The organism is Shewanella litoralis (assembly GCF_009828585.1).
Taxonomy (GTDB): domain Bacteria; phylum Pseudomonadota; class Gammaproteobacteria; order Enterobacterales; family Shewanellaceae; genus Shewanella; species Shewanella litoralis.
Window position 1 is genome coordinate 107,754 of sequence record NZ_WSRZ01000011.1, and the last position, 18,165, is coordinate 125,918.

15 protein-coding genes are annotated in these 18,165 nt (G+C 41.6%); 3 read left to right on the forward strand and 12 right to left on the reverse strand.

The window, feature by feature from the left end; all coding sequences use genetic code 11:
* Positions 1-351 precede the first annotated feature (351 nt).
* The 3 genes from GQA99_RS10675 to GQA99_RS10685 all read right to left on the reverse strand — a co-directional run bounded on the left by GQA99_RS10675 (position 352) and on the right by GQA99_RS10685 (position 3,875).
* A complete protein-coding gene (locus GQA99_RS10675; protein ID WP_160053867.1) occupies positions 352-1,116 on the reverse strand; it encodes an anti-sigma factor in 765 nt (254 codons plus the stop codon).
* On the reverse strand, positions 1,113-1,661 hold the full coding sequence (locus GQA99_RS10680; RefSeq protein ID WP_160053904.1) for a sigma-70 family RNA polymerase sigma factor: 549 nt from the start codon (positions 1,659-1,661) through the stop codon (positions 1,113-1,115). The genes GQA99_RS10675 and GQA99_RS10680 overlap by 4 nt, the downstream gene beginning before the upstream one ends.
* A gap of 261 nt (positions 1,662-1,922) precedes the next feature.
* Positions 1,923-3,875 carry a monovalent cation:proton antiporter family protein gene (locus tag GQA99_RS10685; RefSeq protein WP_160053868.1) on the reverse strand — a complete coding sequence of 651 codons (1,953 nt, stop codon included), beginning with the start codon at positions 3,873-3,875 and terminating at the stop codon, positions 1,923-1,925.
* Positions 3,876-4,036: 161 nt separating this feature from the next.
* Between GQA99_RS10685 and dgcS the strand changes: the two genes are divergently transcribed.
* Entirely contained in the window at positions 4,037-4,918 is an 882-nt protein-coding gene (dgcS, locus tag GQA99_RS10690; protein ID WP_160053869.1) for a diguanylate cyclase DgcS, read from the forward strand.
* 133 nt (positions 4,919-5,051) lie between these two features.
* On the opposite strand, the gene GQA99_RS10695 is transcribed toward dgcS, so the two are convergent.
* On the reverse strand, positions 5,052-6,503 hold the full coding sequence (locus GQA99_RS10695) for a RimK family ATP-grasp domain-containing protein (RefSeq protein ID WP_160053870.1): 1,452 nt from the start codon (positions 6,501-6,503) through the stop codon (positions 5,052-5,054).
* Between the two features lie 73 nt (positions 6,504-6,576).
* Here GQA99_RS10695 and GQA99_RS10700 point away from each other — a divergent pair, with 73 nt between their 5' ends.
* Positions 6,577-7,671, forward strand: a complete 1,095-nt coding sequence (locus tag GQA99_RS10700) for a GNAT family N-acetyltransferase/peptidase C39 family protein (protein WP_160053871.1) — start codon at positions 6,577-6,579, stop codon at positions 7,669-7,671.
* Between the two features lie 1,046 nt (positions 7,672-8,717).
* Here the strand turns inward: GQA99_RS10700 and GQA99_RS10705 are convergent.
* Positions 8,718-9,146, reverse strand: a complete 429-nt coding sequence (locus GQA99_RS10705; RefSeq protein ID WP_160053872.1) for a LysM peptidoglycan-binding domain-containing protein — start codon at positions 9,144-9,146, stop codon at positions 8,718-8,720.
* Between the two features lie 117 nt (positions 9,147-9,263).
* Here GQA99_RS10705 and GQA99_RS10710 point away from each other — a divergent pair, with 117 nt between their 5' ends.
* Positions 9,264-9,572: a peptidase C39 family protein gene (locus tag GQA99_RS10710; RefSeq protein ID WP_229785869.1), complete on the forward strand. Its 309-nt coding sequence runs from the start codon at positions 9,264-9,266 to the stop codon at positions 9,570-9,572.
* 658 nt (positions 9,573-10,230) lie between these two features.
* On the opposite strand, the gene GQA99_RS10715 is transcribed toward GQA99_RS10710, so the two are convergent.
* The 7 genes from GQA99_RS10715 to GQA99_RS10745 form a co-directional block, all read right to left on the reverse strand.
* Positions 10,231-11,196, reverse strand: a complete 966-nt coding sequence (locus GQA99_RS10715) for a hypothetical protein (RefSeq protein WP_160053873.1) — start codon at positions 11,194-11,196, stop codon at positions 10,231-10,233.
* A gap of 3 nt (positions 11,197-11,199) precedes the next feature.
* Entirely contained in the window at positions 11,200-12,315 is a 1,116-nt protein-coding gene (locus GQA99_RS10720; RefSeq protein ID WP_160053874.1) for an AAA family ATPase, read from the reverse strand.
* A gap of 1 nt (position 12,316) precedes the next feature.
* Positions 12,317-13,474 (reverse strand): DUF262 domain-containing protein, encoded by a 1,158-nt coding sequence (locus tag GQA99_RS10725; RefSeq protein WP_160053875.1) that lies wholly within the window; start codon positions 13,472-13,474, stop codon positions 12,317-12,319.
* 182 nt (positions 13,475-13,656) lie between these two features.
* Complete coding sequence (locus GQA99_RS10730) at positions 13,657-13,893, reverse strand: hypothetical protein (protein WP_160053876.1); 237 nt, start codon at positions 13,891-13,893, stop codon at positions 13,657-13,659.
* An 802-nt stretch (positions 13,894-14,695) separates the two neighbouring features.
* A complete protein-coding gene (locus GQA99_RS10735) occupies positions 14,696-14,983 on the reverse strand; it encodes a hypothetical protein (RefSeq protein WP_160053877.1) in 288 nt (95 codons plus the stop codon).
* A 17-nt stretch (positions 14,984-15,000) separates the two neighbouring features.
* On the reverse strand, positions 15,001-16,056 hold the full coding sequence (locus GQA99_RS10740; RefSeq protein WP_229785870.1) for a YHYH protein: 1,056 nt from the start codon (positions 16,054-16,056) through the stop codon (positions 15,001-15,003).
* Positions 16,057-16,523: 467 nt separating this feature from the next.
* Positions 16,524-18,113: a M28 family metallopeptidase gene (locus tag GQA99_RS10745; RefSeq protein ID WP_160053878.1), complete on the reverse strand. Its 1,590-nt coding sequence runs from the start codon at positions 18,111-18,113 to the stop codon at positions 16,524-16,526.
* Positions 18,114-18,165 lie beyond the last annotated feature (52 nt).

Consider the following 18,165-nt stretch of genomic DNA (forward strand, 5'->3'; position numbering starts at 1 on the left):
TTTGAGTAGAGTCATGTCAATAAACGGATGAGATGCGATATTGGATGCAATAAATGAGATTTAATTTTTACACTTCAGAGAAATCACACTTAATACATTGATTATAAGGAAAATAAACTTTAAAAATAAAATATGCACATTCCGCTAAATCATAAAAAAACGGCCTAAAAAATTTAGGCCGTTTTAGGTGATTAAACTCATCACCCAAAAGCAATGATAACGCTTACCTGTGACTTAGCACTTGTTGAGTACTTGTTGTTGAGTATTTGTTGCTGAGTAACTGATACTTAGAACTTGATACTTCAACTTGGAGCTACAAGCTCTAACTGCACCTGTAACGACAAACTTAAACTACAATATGGCTAACTCAGCGGTGTAGAGCACCTCTGTCGGCAAGCCATTTGGCGAACCATTTAACGGTTCTAAACTGACCGCTAATGCGACAATATCAACCTCATCAAATTGGCTGTTTTTAGGCAAAGATAACTGACCCGACTTTGGCAACAAGCCCAGTGATATTGGGTTTTCAACACCTTTAGCAATCATCCACAACTCATAATCTTTATTGGCCAGTGGCGTAAAGTTACTGGTTGAGCGCACTTCAATACTGCGTTCAGTCACTTCAATTAACCATAAAGCTTGCGATTCAGCGCCTTGCACTACGGCCATCTGCTGGGCAACGGGTAAATCAATGGATTGTTGTTTAACTAACACGACGGCCAAGATTAGTGCCGCAGCGGTCGCAAACGATGCTGCCCCCTGCCATAAGCGAGTCTTAAATGATGACAATGACACCACATTTGACTGAGGTGATGTTGATGGCGCACTGGTTTGCACATCAGCAATATCAGTTGCAACACGCGTGTCAATATCGGCATTAGCCACGGTAAAACCAAGACGTTGGCTGATGTGTTGCCACACTGCCTGGTCAGGCTCAACTGGGGTTAAACGCTCGTTCATGCCATGTAGGTGTTGCTCCCACAGCCAGGTACTTTCACGCAGGCTGGGGATCTGCATCATCAAGGTTTGAAAGCGGCGACGAGCCTGGCCACGTAATGTGCCCAAAACGTATTCGGCGGCTAATGCATCTCGTATTTCAGGGTCGCGATAATTCATAATGCTAAACACCTCTGCAATTGTTGTAAGCCTCGACGGATCCAGCTTTTAACCGTGCCCAATGGTAAGTCTAAATGTCCAACCACTTCATGGTGGGTTAAGCCGTTGTAATAGGCTAAATGAATGGCTTGTTTTTGTTGAGGTTCAAGCTCGCCCATACAATTATCAAGCTTAGTCTTGGTGATATCAGGCCCTTCATCTGCTCCCTCACCTGACATAGGATCCTCGAACATGGCTTCTTGGCCATCTTCAAATTGATCTTCTTTACGCACTTTGTGATAGCGCAGCATGTCTAGTGCTCGGTAACGTACAATGCTAATCATCCACGTGAGTACCAGACCTTTACCGTGTTGATACTCGGTCGCGTTATGCCATATTTTGACATAGGCTTCTTGCAAGGCTTCTTCGGCGAGTTCTCGCCTGCCGAGCATTTTTAAACTCACGGCAAATAACTGGCCAGACGTCTGTTTATACAGATTTGCAAAGGCTTGTTTATCGCCTGCGGCAGTTGCACTAAGCAACCCTAATAACGTGTCTTGTTCCATAGTCAACGATGCTTCCTATTGGTAGGTCTGCTGGCAAAAATAACGGCCCAATAAAGACAATACGTCGCAACTGGCCTTTTGGATGCATCATTTGAAAAATAAAACGGAACAATCAACCTAACCCATAACCTCGGCGGCACAGTTGAAAATAGAAAGTTGAATACTGAAAGTTGAGCCATAAAAAAAACACCCTCACTTTGCAATGAGGGTGTTTTCGTTTAAAAAATAACTGACATCTACACTTAAGATAAACAGTACAGATTAGCCTTGCAGTAAATACTCTTCGGCTTTTTCGATGCTGCGCGGTTTACCCACCAACATCAAAATATCATTACGCCTTAAAATCCAATCTGGCGGTGGAGGGTCCATTTCTTCACCGCGGCGACGCACGGCTCTTAATTCGACATCTAAAGTTTGCCAAGGAATATCGGCTACCGTTTTTCCTACGGCACTGGCACCATTGGCTAACGACACAGCATGCAATAAGTCGAGGGTGAAATCGGTTTCGGTGCCGGAAAAAAAGCCGTGTAAATACTGGTAATGGTTACGACGCTCCGATTCTAGGCGTTTAATAATCCGCGCTAATGGTACGCCGCATTTAAATAATACTTGCGATACCAACATTAAACTGCCCTCAAGCGATTCAGGGATCACTTGCGTCGCCCCAGCCTCTTTGAGCTCATGTAAGTTTGAATCATCGCGAGTGCGCACTAAAATTTTCACTTCGGGAGCGAGCTTTCTGGCTACCGCAAGACACTCTTCTGATTGCCTTGGCTCGCAAAATGTCACTACCACTAAACTAGCCTGACGAATGCCCATTTTCTTTAATAACGCCATACGGCATGCATCACCAAAATAGATATTCTCCCCGGCTGCTCGGGCTTCGGTGACTCGTGTAGGATCGAGATCAAGCACGATATACGGTACAGCCTCGGTTTTTAAAAACCGCGCAATCGTTTGCCCTACCCGGCCGTAACCTAAAATCAGCACTAAATCGCTGTCATCACTAATGGGTAAATTTACCTCTAACGGTTCATTTTGCGGCTTTTTATGGCCTCCCGTAAGCTTTTTAGCAATATCAATACTGTGACGAATAAGCCACGGCGCTATCGACATTGAGATAACCGCAACTGCCACGAGAACCGTGCTGACTTCATTTTCGAGTAATTGGTAATTCACTGCCAGTGCCAGTAACACAAAACTGAACTCACCGACTTGAGCTAAACTGATAGCGGTACTTAATGCAATTTTGCCATTCTCACCCACCAACTTCAGTATGCCATACACAATGACAATTTTTGCCAACACCACACTGACTAAAATCAATAACACTTGCCACCAATATTGCATCACTAAGTTAAAGTCGAGCAGCATGCCTATCGAGATAAAAAACAGCCCCATCAGCAAATCACGAAACGGCCTAATATCGGCTTCTAATTGCCTACGGTATTGGCTTTCGCCCAATAACATGCCGGCAATAAATGCCCCTAATGCCATGGATAATCCTAGCCACTGGGTAAATGCACCGGTAACCAACGCAACAACCAAAGTAGACAGTACGAATAACTCGTTTGAACGTGAACGCGCGACTTCATCGAAAATACGCGGCAATATCCATTTACCAAACGACATTAAGCCTAAAAATGCCAAAATACCGGTGAGCAAGCCCCACGCAATCGCATTAAAGCTCATTTGGGTGCCATCATTGGCGAGTAACGGCATTAATATGAGTAAAGGCACCACGGCTAAATCTTGAAATAACAACACACTGACCGACAACTCACCGTGGCGTCTGCGTAACCAATTTTGTTCATTTAGTAATTTGAGCACAATGGCGGTTGATGACAGCGCAATCGCCGAGCCAATCACCACCGCAGCCACCAGGTTTTGGCCCACTAACATGGCAATACCGCCGGCAACCAATGCGGTGACAATCATTTGCGCACTGCCTAGGCCAAATACAGTGCGGCGCATCGCCCATAACCGCGGCACCGAAAACTCAAGCCCGAGAGTAAACATAAGTAGTACGACGCCAAGCTCAGCCACCGACTGCATTTGTAATTGGGTAAACCAATGAAAACCGCTAGGACCGCTCACCACACCCGTTAGCAGATACGCCAAAATGGCCGGTAAGCCAAGGCGGCGTAATAATGCAATCGCCACAATCGCAATCACAAGCATTGAAAGAATATGAATAAAAATGCTGTGTTCCATTACGGTCTGGGCTCCTTGTCAAAAAAATGTCATAAGGGAAATAAATGCTGTACCTCTCCTACAGTAAATCATCAAACAACTAATAACTAAAGAATTTTTTTCATGGGCACGATTATTGCTAATAACAAAGTAATTAGTTGTCACGTACTGGAGAAAATACCATGGATTTTGCACTCGCTACAGAGTTGTATCCTGAAGATTACTGGTACCGTTCAGACGCTTACTTGAATATGGATTCTGAACTGGATCTGATTCAAGTAATTCAACAGCTACATGGAAGTTTAGATCCTAGGACAGTTTTTGCCTGTTTCGGCAAAATTCTAGGACAACATTTGCCGATTAAAGGATTACAGTTGACCCTAGACAAACAAAAATTTGTTTGGGGACGTCATTACGGTATTGAACTGCAACGCAGCGTTGCCGATAAACAAGACCAATTTAACCTGGTTTATCAGCTTGCTATGCCACTTAGCGCCAATCAAGAGAATACGTTAAGTCGGTTAGAAGCAATGTTGATCCAGCCTTTAAATAACGCGCTGAAATATCAAAACATGTCTAAACAGGCCATGTTTGATTCGTTAACAGGTTTGGGCAATCGTCATTATTATAATCAGGCTATAGGCACGGCCTTGGCACGGGCAAATCGTTACCAAGGTCAGGTATCATTGGTGGTGATTGATCTGGACAAATTTAAGCAACTAAACGACATACATGGCCATAAAGCTGGCGACTATGTTTTAGTGGGCTTTGCCGAATTAATTAACGAAGCCATTCGCAATACCGACCAGGCATTTAGAATTGGCGGTGACGAGTTTGTGATTATCACTCAAGGTGACACACAAGCAGCTGAGATAGTCTGTCAGCGAATTATTGATATGATGCCAAAACATGCTCAATTAACCGAATACGACATAAAATGCAGCTTAGGGATTGCCGAATCCATCCCAGAGCAACTGGCAGACAACTTATACGACCGCGCCGATAAAGCCATGTATGCCGCTAAAGCGGCTGGTCGCAATTGCTATCGCATCGATGTAGGTTAACAGTGCAGATTACAAATGTAGCTTGAAGACTCGCTCAGGTGCAAGCACCATGGCGTTGGTTTGAATAGACAACTAATTAATAGAAAAAGCCCTTTTCCTTCGCAAGAATAGGGCTTTTTAATTTATACGTTTATTACATTCCACGTAGTTGAATACGCCTTAAAAACTCTGTCATCACTCTATCGTAAACTAAGTCGCCTAAAAACAAATCTTCAACGCCATGATCAATACTCGGATTATCGTTTACCTCAATCACAAACGCTTTGCCATCGATTTCTTTTAAATCAACACCATATAAACCAGCGCCAATTAAATTCGAGGCTTTTACTGCGGCATCAACAATATTGTGCGGCACCATTTTTAAATCAATACAGTCAAAATCGCCACTGCTGACTCGACCGCTTTGATGATGTTGATAAATTTGCCAATGGCCCCGGCTCATAAAATAACGGCAGGCGTAAATTGGCTGGCGATTTAATACGCCAATGCGCCAATCGTAATCGGTTGGCATAAAGGCCTGCGCTAAAATGAGCGCGCTATGCTCAAAGATTTTTTCTGCTTGTTCAAGCAAGGTTTGGCGGTCTTTTACTTTCACCACCCCAAGCGAAAATGCCCCGTCGGGTACTTTTAACACTATGGGCAAACCAATGGCATTTATCACATCGTCAGCCCAGTTGTTATCTGACGCTTTAAAAATCACGCTTTTAGGTACTGGCACTTTATGCTTATAAAGTAACTCGGTTAAAAACACTTTATTGGTGCACTTCATAATGGATTCAGGGTCATCCATCACCACCAAACCGAGTTGCTCAGCCGCTTTTGCAAAACGGTAAGTAAAGTTACTAATGTTGGTGGTTGAACGAATAAACAAACCGTCGAACTCACTTAAACGAGCCAAATCGTGTTTACCGATTTGCACTAAATCCATGCCAATACGGTTGGCCGCTTTGGTAAATAATTTCAATGCCGCTTTATCAGACGGCGGCATTTTTTCGGTTTCATCCACTAGCATGGCGATTTCGTAACGATAGCGTTTTGACGGCTTAGGCAAGCGCCACACTTTTTGAGAGAATACTTCTAAATAGCGGGCAAACAAATCTTGTTCGGGTTCGGTTAAGTCCTGAAATGCCGCAGGTTCAATAATATCCACCTGCCATTTACCCGACACTTTAAGCAAATTCACTTGCAAAATGGGCACGGTAAAACGTTCAAATATTTTACGGGCTATTTTATCTAATGCAGGGTTATCGCAGTAGCCAAAATACACCTTCATCGCAATGCTAGTCACATTGTCTGCCAGCTTATCAAGCCCTGCTTGAGGTAAACTAAAAAAACGGTCTTGCGACAAATCGTTAATAGTCATCACCCGAGGGATCACTCGATGTCCGCGGGCTTCAGCCATTAACGAGCAATAATAGCCGGTAGTGAGGTAGTCATAACTGCGGCATAGGTTAATCACTTGCATGGCGCTTTTATCGGAATACGCCCCCATCTCTAAATAATCATGAACCGTGACCATATGATCACTGGGCAAATAAGGACGCCAATCATTGACATCGTCGGTGACAATTAAAAACTGAGCCATAAATATCTATTGCCTCTTATGCGGTTTAGCGCGTAAATTAACCCACTAGTTGTTTGCCATTTCGAGCCGACTCATGCTGCTGCGCCAAGCCAACCTCACCGACTTACCCCAACTCAATACCATTGAAAACAATGCCTTTAGCGGCGATAAAATTAGCCCTCGGCAAATGAAACGTTTTATCAACTCACCTTTAGACAGTTTGTTCGTCGCAGAAATAGACGGCACACTCGCCGCTTATGCTTTAGTGCTGTTTAACCGAGGCACTAGGCTCGCCAGACTGTATTCAATTGCTGTCGCGGCGGAATTTAGAGGCCGTAACATTGCCTTTGAGCTAGTGAGTCGCTGCGAGCAAATCGTCGTCGAACGTGGCTTTATTACATTACGCCTCGAAGTGCGAAACGACAATATCGCTGCAAAAAATCTTTACTTAAAAATGGGTTATAAGGTCCTGAAAACCTTAGTGCATTATTACGATGACTTAGCCGATGGCGTGCGCATGCACAAACGCCTAGATCCGCCAGGGCCAAGTAAAGTGATCAATATGCCTTTGTATGTACAAACCACGCCGTTTACCTGCGGCGCGGCGTGTTTGATGATGGCCATGAGTGCGATAAAACCGCAATATAATCCCAGTCGAGTCGATGAGTTAAGTATTTGGCGCGAAGCCACTACCATATTTATGACCAGCGGTCATGGCGGTTGCAGCGTGCATGGCTTAGCCTTGGCGGCAATCAAGCGAGGCTTACAGATTGCCATTTACAGCCAGTCTTCATCGGTACCATTTATCGATAGCGTGCGCGACAAGAACAAAAAAGCGGTCATCACCCTAGTACACAATGATTTTTGCCAACAGTTGGCTTCACAAGGCGTTGTGGTGCATAACGCCTCGCCAACAATTACTCAATTAAAATATTGGATAGACCAGGGATGCGTGGTGCTGTTGATGATCAGCACCTATCGTTTTAATGGCGAAAAAGGCCCACATTGGGTGGTGTTGAGCGGTTACAACGAGCAGTTTATGTTTATCCATGACCCGTTTGTTGAGGCGCAAAAAGATGCGATTAACGCAGCTTACGTCCCCATCAGTCAGGCAGAACTTGCGCAGGTCATGCAGTATGGTAAGCAAAAACAGGTTTCTTGTTTGGTAGTGGAATCATCTTTGGCTTAACAAGGTTAAGCTTTTTGATGGCCAGCGGGCACTAACGTCGTGGCGCTTCGCCCAAACCAAAGTATGAATAAACGTTACTTTGATTCAGATATCTAAATGAGTCTGTCAGTTTATATTTGTCTTCCCGGCAATGCTTTTGAGCCGGGTTCCAGGTGTTAGCTTTGCTGTTTGTGTTTATGTTCTTTTGTACTCATGGCCTACGGCCACCAACGTCGTGGCGCTTCGCCCACACCAGAGTATGAATAAACGTTACTTTGATTCAAGATATCTAAAATGAGTCTGTCAGTTTATATTTGTCTTCCCGGCAATGCTTTTGAGCCGGGATCCAGGTGTTTCATTTGCTGTTTGTATTTATGTACTTTTGTACTCATGGCCTGCGGCCACTAACGTCGTGGCGCTTCGCCCACACCAGAGTATGAATAAACGTTACTTTGATTCAAGATATCTAAAATGGTCTGTCAGATTATATTTGTCTTCCCGGCAATGCTTTTGAGCCGGGATCCAGGTGTTTCATTTACTGTTTGTGTTTATGTACTTTTGTACTCATGGATGTGCGTGAAAGGCCATGTGAGCTTCACGCATTCAGTTATAAAGAGTCTTCAACGGCCTCAAGTTCAGAGTTGAATTTGAATATTTTCAAGACAAAAACACACTTTGAATAAAAGCAGGTTAGAAGTTATTTTTTATAAAAACTTACCTTAGAAAAGCCAGTTTTTAACAATCAATCAATAACTTAAGGATACCATCACAATCCCAAATGCTATTGGCTACATCGCCTTCACTTGATTTTATAAAAAATGACACCTTATTGGCGCGCATTAAAATACAATCAACAAAGTCGTTTATACCTTAAATGAGCCTGTTCGGCTGGGCGGTTTTTCATCAATCATTCTGTAGGTTGAGCTGAGGCACGAAGCCCAATAGATTGTTTTAGATATGAAAAAGTTGGGTTGCTTATCGTTAGACCAACCTATCTTACGAATACAAAACACCTTCAAAAGGTGGGGGGGGCTTTTAAAAATCTATAAATAAATGCTGAGTTAAAATTATATAATTCTCAATATCTGTCCAATACGTATGTTGTTTAGATGCTTAAGCTGATTCAATTTTGCAAGCGTCTTCACACTAACTCCAGTTCTTGCAGAAATAAGTGACAAACTATCACCAGAACGAACAGTATAAAATTGCTGTTTAGTCTTAGCAGGCTGTTTTACCACTATCTTTGTAACGACAACCTTCTTGGTTGGGGTACTTTTAACAACAACTATCTTGTTAGTACTCTTAACGTTCTTAGTAACAACTACTGTTTTCGTATTATTCTTACTAACGTTTTCATTTACCTTCTTGATATAAGTAACTTCATTTTGTTGTTTATGGTTATTAGATAGGCTGTTGTTATCCGCTGATGCCACTCCTGCAAAACTTAAAGCCAAAACCGAAAGAGCTGTTACTAAAGTTAATTTTACGTTCTTCATATTATTTACCCTTGATTAAATTTATTGGTTTAAATTCGTTTGTTGCTTTTGTTCAAGCGTTGAAAGTATTTTACACCAGATAAATGCAAACTTGTGTAGTGAGGAAGTAAAGAATAATTGACAACTATCGTGGCCATGTTTTTCGCCTCGCCAACAATTACTCAATTAAAACATTGGATAGACCAAAAGTGTGTAGTGTTGTTAATGATCAGCACCTATCGTTTTAATGGCGAAAAAGGCCCACATTGGGTGGTGTTGAGCGGTTACAACGAGCAGTTTATGTTCATCCACGACCCGTTTGTTGAGGCGCCAAAAGATGCGATTAACGCAGCTTACGTCCCCATCAGTCAGGCAGAGCTTGCGCAGGTCATGCAGTACGGTAAGCAGAAACAGGTTTCTTGTTTAGTGGTGAAGTCTTTATCATAACGATGATTTTTTAATGGCCTGCAGCCACAACTGACTTTTTCAAACTTCGTTTGAATTAAGATCGCAAGGTTTCACCCTGCACGGACCAAAAGGGGATCAACAGCAATCCCCTCTTGGATCACCCTTGCCGTTCCGGCAACATTTTCGCTTTTTAACCAAACAACAGCAGCGAAAAAATTGCGACGGAAATTAATCGAGTTTTTGGCCGCGTATTTAGCCCTCTTTGGCCTTACTCGAAAATGCTAACGCTTCCGATAGTACATCTGATGTGCATGGATTCACGAATGTCGCGGTGGCATGGATGCCAAAGAGCGACCTGTACCGCGAAAGCTAAGCCCACATCTGATAGGCAGGATGCCTGAATGCCTTGTAGCACATGGATGTGCGAGAAAGGCCATGTGAGCTTCACGCATTCACTTATAAAGAGTCTTCAACGGCCTCAAGTTCAGAGTTGAATTTAACTATTTGAAAGCTGAGACTAACTCGTTTTTGGACAGAAATGTGTTAGAACTAAAGCTCTGGAAATGACTATTGGCATTAGAAAAGTATTTCAATCGGATATGAAACAATGTTATTTGAAGAGCTGATAAAAAAAATATAGGACGGCGCAGAAATTTATTCTCTAGCTTTAAATCATTAAACCGAAAAAATAACTCTTTTATTCTGTAGCGGTTTTCAAATGTTTTCCAAAATATCCAATGCAAACAGTCTTTAATTTATAATCGACCAATATATGCATCCTTTTGAAATTATTAAAATTTTTAACGTGCACATCAAACGTTTGACGTTTCAATGACGGGTGTTCGAAAGTTCGCAGCCTTACTAATGATCGGTTCTGCATTGTCCTTTCGCTTTCACCTGAAATATCTAGACCAGAATTCGTAGATAATTCCAGTAAGTTTTTTGCGTCAATTATGCCTTCATTAAGTTTCTTTAGGACTTCAATTACTCTTCTACAATCTAAAGGATGCAGGGAAGTTGATCTTAAAGATTTGAGTACTGACTCAGTAAAAAGCAGATTTTTAAAGTCATCATTGTCTGAAACGTTCAAGGCATCAAAATATGCCTTGTTTTCCATACGACGAGCTTCAAAATTAGCAAGTATTGGCCTTAGTTGAACAATTGATGAAACATTAGGAACATTAACAGTTTCACTTTGTTCTACGCCTTCATGCATCCAGAGTTTTTCAATTGAAATTGAATCTTGCTCCCAATAAACCGCCGAGGCAAAACTTAGCGCGTGTGAATTATTTAGAGAGGCGAAACCCAAACCTAAAACCTCCACATCTTGTGAGCCATGTAGAGTGAAAAGTATATGTTCTGCATTAACACCTTGCTGATTATTATTTACATCTACTAAGGGGCACTTCATGTTACTAAGTACACTTTTTACTTGACGCTGTCTCTCTTTGTCAGCGATATTATTCAACCACTGCCCAAATATAAAATCATCAGCATAATTTAGTTGATTCCAATCTCCTTCAATATCGTCAGCCCTAGAAAACTTAATATTATGAAGTTTTGCCTCATGTAGGAGTTCAAAAAAACTATCAATTTTATTCTCACATTCGTCTTTTGACCTAAAAGGAAGTGATGCCTCATTTAGAACCATAGTATCAAACACGTATTATTCGTCCTTGAGCAAGATATTTAGACTTTTATCCCATTCGTCAAAAAAACCATCTGGCCAATTATCAATACGACCATCATCGTTAATTTCAATTTTTTCAACATTCGCAGCATGTTCAGGTGATGACAAATCTCTTGATAGAAAATATATTAAAACATTTTCTGATGACATATCGTTATGTTTAACCGCACCTCTAACTCCATTTAAAATATGGTCGCTATGTGTTTCAATTAATATTTGAATATTGTTTTCAGAAGCTATTGAGAGCATTTTAGCAATAACTGACTGCCCTGACGGATGTAAATGTGACTCTGGATTTTCAATAATTAATAAGTCATCAGGCCTCGCACACAACAAAGCTGTCACAACAGGTAAAACATATGTAAGTCCAAACCCTGTATTTTCAGGTCTAAATTTGTCGGTTAGTTCAGTCGCGGAAGAAAATTGATAATGCAGACTAGCTTGATTTATTTCAGGAATTAACTTTGTAATTACTTTTGTTCCTGGTGTAATCTCTGACATCCAAGCATTTAAGTTATCAATAAGAGACATAGTAGTAGCCTTCGGATGTTGAAGCCCGTCTATAGTTATAACTTTATCTCCATGTTGCGACAAAAAATGTGCAGTATACTCTCCTTTAGAACCTAATGATCGTCGTTGATTTACTGCATAATCAGACACTTCGTAAACACTTTTAGGGCTAATTCTTTCCGCCGATAAATACTGGAAATTTGAATCGAAAAGAGATTCTTTAAATGCACTAGGATCAATAATGGACTTAAAACTAATAGGTTGCATATCAGAGTTTTTATCATAGTCAAAATGAAGTTCCAAATGATTCTCATCCCAACAAGCTTCTATTTTTACACTTTCTTCTTCAGCAGTTCTGTATAAAAGATCTTGGCCAATACCTATTTTTACGTACTCACCAGAAAGGGACAATCCAACACTAGGTAACAAATGTTTATCATATGACTGTCTTAATAAAAGTAATGACTGAAGAACCGATGATTTCCCCATACCATTAACCCCAGAGAAGAGAGTTAAATTCCTTAATTCAAAATCATCATCTTTAATTGACTTGAAATTTTTTAAGCTTAATAAATTCAACATATTAACAACCTGTCAGTAAATTTTTAACTGTATCATTAATCATATTAAATCTAGTTTGAACATTGTCAGTATTAGCCGTTGACTTACTAATTGACATGTCAAATTCATTATCATTCAATAAAACAGTAAACGCCTTAATAACCTCTTCTTTTCTATTCACTAATTCTGAACGCTCCTGCTCATTAATCAAAGATAAACTGACAGAAACAGACTCGAAAAGAGGTTTGTTAACTACTTTTTTATGATCAGGCATGGCTAAACTTTTCTTGAAGGAGTCCTTACCAAAAATATCATTAGCAGCTTTTAACGAAGCCAAAAATTTATTTTTTAATCGTAATAAATACCTTCTCTCTGCATTTCCTAGTTCGATCATCCCCAAGTTTAGAAATTTTGGAAGAGAAGACTTATATGATTCAGTTCCAAAAATAACAAAGGAGAAATGTCTTAGAGCTAACTCTTCATGTGCCATACGATAATTTTTATTGACAACCACACACTTGAACTCGTCAGAACAAACAACATCTCTTAAGAATTTTGATGCTGCACCGCTATTGACTGATTGACTCATTGCATGTCTGATCTCTTGTGGGTTTAACTTTAAGCCACCAGTATTAATACGGTTGAATAAGGAGTATTTCATCAATAATGGAGTGCCAGGTTTTATTAAATATACTGAAGTTTGGAATTCTTCAATTCTTCTCTGAAGCGCTCTCGGTAATTCATCATAAGTACAACCATCGTAATCTGTTAGAAATTCTAATTTTGTTAAATGTAAAGTTTTTTGGATAACAAAATTATTTATAGCAGATAAACGTTGAAGTCCATCAACAACCTGCCACTTATCGTCCAGTAAAGCATCAAAATAAAATGCTGGAATAGGAAGCCGAATGAGAATCGATTCAATTAATCTACTTTGTAGTTGCTTGCTCCATAAATCACCAGAACGTTGAAAATCTGGCATCAGATCAATTTCATCATGCTTCAACCTAGCTATCAAAGTGCCTAAATTTGGAGTTGAAATACTTACATCTACCTTTTTGGGGTCAAAAGGTTCAATAGTTTCTTCTTGGTCTTCTGCTTCCCCGAAATCTTCATCTTCAAACTCTGTATTTTCCATTTCTATCATTTCTTCACCGGCGTTGCATGTTGGAGTGTCCATCAGGGGAAACGTCTCTTCTAACTGAAATTACTCACTAAGTTACCATATTTATGACTTTAACTCAGCGACATCCTACTAAGTTTGATGCTCTTTTTTATCTTGGAAGCTTTTGGAGCCATCATGATGGTTACCCAGGGTTTGGAATCGAGTTGATTTCATTAAGCTAGACACCTTAGAGTAAGTTAAAAATCACTTGTTAAGTAGAGAACAGCTTGCTCTTCCCCACCTGGAGCAAAATTTAACGTTGCATCAACTGACTTAGTTCTTGCACGCTCTCTATGTGCCTTAGTTAGCTTGAGTTCTTTGAGTTCATACACTCGATTAGCATCATTGAACTTGTCACCATTAGCGGTAAACCCAATCACTTCCATTTCAGGGTTTAACTGTTCAAGAGCCATAATCAATTCTTTTACTTTCATTGCTATTTCACCTCATGCGTTACGGTCTACAAGCCATTAATTTATTTAAAGATTTTTATTATAAATTTTGTGAAGTGTACTCAAGTTACACGTACTTTAAGACATATTACGGGTATTTGATTGTTTTGGTCAAAATTTAAACTCTAAGAGATATGTAACATTGACAATTTGACCACCAAATTAAGACTTTTTGAATAAGAAAAGCAGGTCAAAAGGTGAATAACAGACTTATGCATGAGTATTACTCTAAGAAGCTTTGGGGCATAAATGATTTGCATACCTTGCTTGCAATTGGTGTGATTCAACTCTGAACTTGAGGACGTTGAAGAAAATAGCGTGAGCCTGACAGGACGTCAGGCTAGCTTTCGCGGTACAGGATGTACCATCGGAAGCGTTAGCATTTTCGAATAAGTCCGAGGCCGATTCCAAATAAAGCCCAAAGCTGGATCAATCCCCATGGCGACCTTTTCGCTGTTTGAAAATGTTGCGGGGCGGCTGGGAGTTCCAAGAGGGAACAGCCGTTGGTTTCCTCTTGGTCTGGTGTGGGTGAAGCGCCACGACGTTGGTGGCCGCAGGCCATATGTATCAGCCCATGTAGGGTGGAACCTTGCGATATTAATTCAAACGAAGTTTGAAATAGTCTGGTGTGGGCGAAGCGCCACGATGTTGGTGGCCGCAGGCCATAAATACAAAACGTACAAAATTAACACCACCAGCTCAAAAGCAAAGCCGGATAGTGTGTTACAGATAGACTTACGCTCATCTGCCGTGTACGTAGCACTTCAACTAAGTAACTACAAAGTTAATCTTTATTCACTGTCTCTGACTCGATCTTTTTCGTTGGCAGTTTTTGGATTGGCTGATTTCTGACGCACATTAAAGTGTCAGACATATACTGGCAACTGCCTATGTATAAATCCTGGTGTCCACCTTCAAACTGGCAGTCATCTGAACGGGCTTTGTCATGGCATACGCTAACAGCCTTTTCATTGAGATGGCCTGAATGAGCCTCGGCAAAGCTTGGAGTTAACATCAACACACAAGTGGCTAATACTGCAATTAATGGCTTTTGTAACATGGCGATTGGCATGAAAGTTTGCGCTCCTATTATTTTCTTTCTGGCGGATGGCCATCTCTTGGGGGCTTACCGCCTTCTGGTGGACGGCCTCCATCAGGTGGGCCGCCAGCTGGTCCGCCTACGGGACTGACCGTTTCACCATGCATGCAACCAATAAACATATTTTCACTCGGGCTTGCCGCATGGTAATGATAGCCACGAGTATCATCGGTGTTGCCACGGCATTCATCTAATGACTCTTCTTTTCCTTCAGCGTTTCTCATTGCATAAATACCGTAACCATCTGATGCATAACCAATGAGTGGCGCGTGCCCGTCGGTGGTGTCTGTTGCCTGTTTATCGGTACAACCTGTGGTTGAATGATAGTGATAACCTTGATGCACATTAATGTGCCCTCCACAGTCATCAAACGCGGCAATGGTGTAGCTGCCTAAAATGGCATTTACCGGCGCGGGGCCTGATAATTCTGCACCATCAAGCGCAATACCTACGGTATGTACTCGGCTAGACTGAGCCGCTGGAATAGGCGTTGTAGGAATAAGGTAAGTAAGAGTGAAGTCATCATCGAGATAGGATAGTTCACACTCAATACAATTTTGTTTGTATTGTTCTGCAACATCGGGACGAGCGGCGCCTAAACAAGCTTCTTTGGTTGCGGTATACCGTACTTTATTGGTTTTAGCATCATAAACAAGCCACTTTTCATCGCCGTAGTATTCACCCAGCTTTAAGATAAATTCACCGGTGATATCCACCAAATCGCCACTGCCCGTTTTACTGAACCACGCACCACCAACATCGGCACCATCGGTAGTATTTCTTGGGCAAAATGGGCCAGGTTCCCGACCGGCTGGAGCACCTGAGGTCGTAAACTCGTAACAGGTTGTGACATTACCCTGCGCGGTTTCACAGTCAACGATTTTAGGAGGTTGTGTAAATGCACCCTCAGTAAACATGACAAGATCGATTCCTGAGGTTTTTACTGTGGGTTCAATTTTATCGCCAGGGGAAAACTCACACCCGCTTAATGAGATAAGGCTAAACGCCATAAGGCCTATTGATAAGCTTGCTTTAGGTAGCACCATGAATGATTTCCTTTTCAATGAGTCATATTGAGATGTTAATTGGTTAGCATTGTAATAGAACTTAATGTAGCAACGTTTAATTTATACCAATTCACTTTAATTATGTGACCAATCAGAGTCACTCAGATTGTTCAGTTTGAGGCGCATTGTTGAAATAATGGTTATTCCCTTCTAAGACGATGCAACAAAGAAATGAACGGTCTGAGTGTCTCCTGCAAGGCGGGTTTCTGTGCCTTCTATGCTGCTTAATAGCATTTTGACGTACGACTGCATGGATGCAGGAGGTAGAGCAACGCAGGAGCAGTTGCCGAGAGCAACTATGCCTTCAATTCTATTACTTGCCTAGAAGGCACAGAATTCCCGCTGAATGACCAGATAATTAATGGAATTGGTATTAATGCTCAAAATTTACCACTCCAATAATAAAAGGAAGCTTTCGCCTCCTCTCTTTATCCAACTAGCTAACACTACTTACCGTCCATCGCTCGACGTTTTTTAAAGTCAGATTCTTCTAGCCATTTTGGCCAGTCGTTGTTGTTGGCAAGCTTTTCAATAATGTCACTGATTAAAGCGAGGTCTTGCTCGACTCCGCCTAAATTCCAGCTGGCATCATAATCGTCAGCACCTTGATGATATTTATGAGCAATATAATCTGGGTCAGTATCACCTAGGCTCATAAACATTAACCCTGGCACTCCTTGTTGGGCTAAGGCAAAGTGGTCTGAACGGAACATAAGGCCATTTTGTGGGCGAGGGTCTGCTTTTACAGTGCGCCCTTGTGCTTTGGCGGCATCATCTAAATAGGTCTCTAACTCTGACACGCCCTGGCCATAACGCAGGATGTAATTAACACCTTTGCCAACGTTCATGCCGTCTATGTTTAAAAACGATACGAGTTGTTTGGTCGGTACAGGTGGATTGGCAGCAAAGTATTGCGCACCAATAAGGCCTGTTTCTTCTGCGGTAAAGGCTGCAAACAAAATAGAGCGTTTAGGGACTTTGTTTTGCGCTTTAAAATGACGCGCTAACTGTAATACCCCGGCAACACCTGAGGCATTATCGACAGCACCGTTTAAAATAACGGTCTTACCGTTTTCTACTGTCTTACCTAAATGATCCCAATGCGCATGCATAACTACCCATTCATCGGCTTGTGAACTGCCAGGTAAAATACCTGCTACGTTATAAGAGGTTGCCAATTCGATTTGGTTTTTGAGGGTTAAATTGGCTTTAAGTTTAAGTGGTATCGCTTTAAAACCTGGCTTTGCGGCGGTGAGTTTCAGAGTGTCGTAATCAAGGCCTGCTGCGCTAAATATTTTTTGTGCACCGTGATGTTGAACCCAGCCCATGACACCGATGTGAGATTGATTTTTGTGGTTATCCACTAAAGTATATTTGGTATTGGTGTTGCTGTTTTCAACGACGTTCCAGCCGTAGGCTGCGGGTGCAGTTTCGTGCACAATAAACACCGCTTTGGCGCCCTGCCTTGCTGCTTCTTCGTACTTGTAAGTCCAGCGGCCATAGTAGGTCATGGCATTACCTTTAAAAACATCAGGGTCTTGAGTGGCAAAACCTGGGTCGTTAACTAGCACAATAACCGTTTTGCCTTTCACATCAACATTGGCGTAATCGTTCCATTGATATTCTGGGGCATTGATACCGTACCCCACAAAAACAACGTCGCTGTTGTCTAATGACACTTGTGGCTGAATTTGTTCGGTGCGGGCGGTAAAGTCGCTGCCGTTATTTAGCACCACATCAGCAATGGTTAGCTGCATGGTTTGATCGGCAGTTATTTTAGCCATAGGCACTGCTTGACGGTAGCTGTCGCCAAAACCCGGTTTGAGCCCTATCGCTTTGTATGCTTTCTCTAAATACTCAACGGTCAATGTCTCGCCCTTAGACAAAGGCCCACGACCTTCAAATTCATCACTGGCAAGTGTTTCTACATCTTGGCGGTAGTTTTTTTCATCAAACTGAAACGGCGCGGCATTTGCGCTTGGTAATAAAAAAACACCACACACCGCTAATAAACGAAAGGTATTCACAGACAACATCCTTTGTTAAATATTAAGAAAATTTATTGTAACAGCTAGTTAGTAAATCGAA

Coding starts and splice junctions, on each gene's coding strand:
- GQA99_RS10675 (WP_160053867.1), bottom strand. CDS start 1,116: ATGAATTATCGCGACCCTGAAATACGAGATGCATTAGCCGCCGAATAC.
- GQA99_RS10680 (WP_160053904.1), bottom strand. CDS start 1,661: ATGGAACAAGACACGTTATTAGGGTTGCTTAGTGCAACTGCCGCAGGC.
- GQA99_RS10685 (WP_160053868.1), bottom strand. CDS start 3,875: ATGGAACACAGCATTTTTATTCATATTCTTTCAATGCTTGTGATTGCG.
- dgcS (WP_160053869.1), top strand. CDS start 4,037: ATGGATTTTGCACTCGCTACAGAGTTGTATCCTGAAGATTACTGGTAC.
- GQA99_RS10695 (WP_160053870.1), bottom strand. CDS start 6,503: ATGGCTCAGTTTTTAATTGTCACCGACGATGTCAATGATTGGCGTCCT.
- GQA99_RS10700 (WP_160053871.1), top strand. CDS start 6,577: ATGCTGCTGCGCCAAGCCAACCTCACCGACTTACCCCAACTCAATACC.
- GQA99_RS10705 (WP_160053872.1), bottom strand. CDS start 9,146: ATGAAGAACGTAAAATTAACTTTAGTAACAGCTCTTTCGGTTTTGGCT.
- GQA99_RS10720 (WP_160053874.1), bottom strand. CDS start 12,315: ATGTTGAATTTATTAAGCTTAAAAAATTTCAAGTCAATTAAAGATGAT.
- GQA99_RS10725 (WP_160053875.1), bottom strand. CDS start 13,474: ATGGACACTCCAACATGCAACGCCGGTGAAGAAATGATAGAAATGGAA.
- GQA99_RS10730 (WP_160053876.1), bottom strand. CDS start 13,893: ATGAAAGTAAAAGAATTGATTATGGCTCTTGAACAGTTAAACCCTGAA.
- GQA99_RS10735 (WP_160053877.1), bottom strand. CDS start 14,983: ATGCCAATCGCCATGTTACAAAAGCCATTAATTGCAGTATTAGCCACT.
- GQA99_RS10740 (WP_229785870.1), bottom strand. CDS start 16,056: ATGGTGCTACCTAAAGCAAGCTTATCAATAGGCCTTATGGCGTTTAGC.
- GQA99_RS10745 (WP_160053878.1), bottom strand. CDS start 18,113: ATGTTGTCTGTGAATACCTTTCGTTTATTAGCGGTGTGTGGTGTTTTT.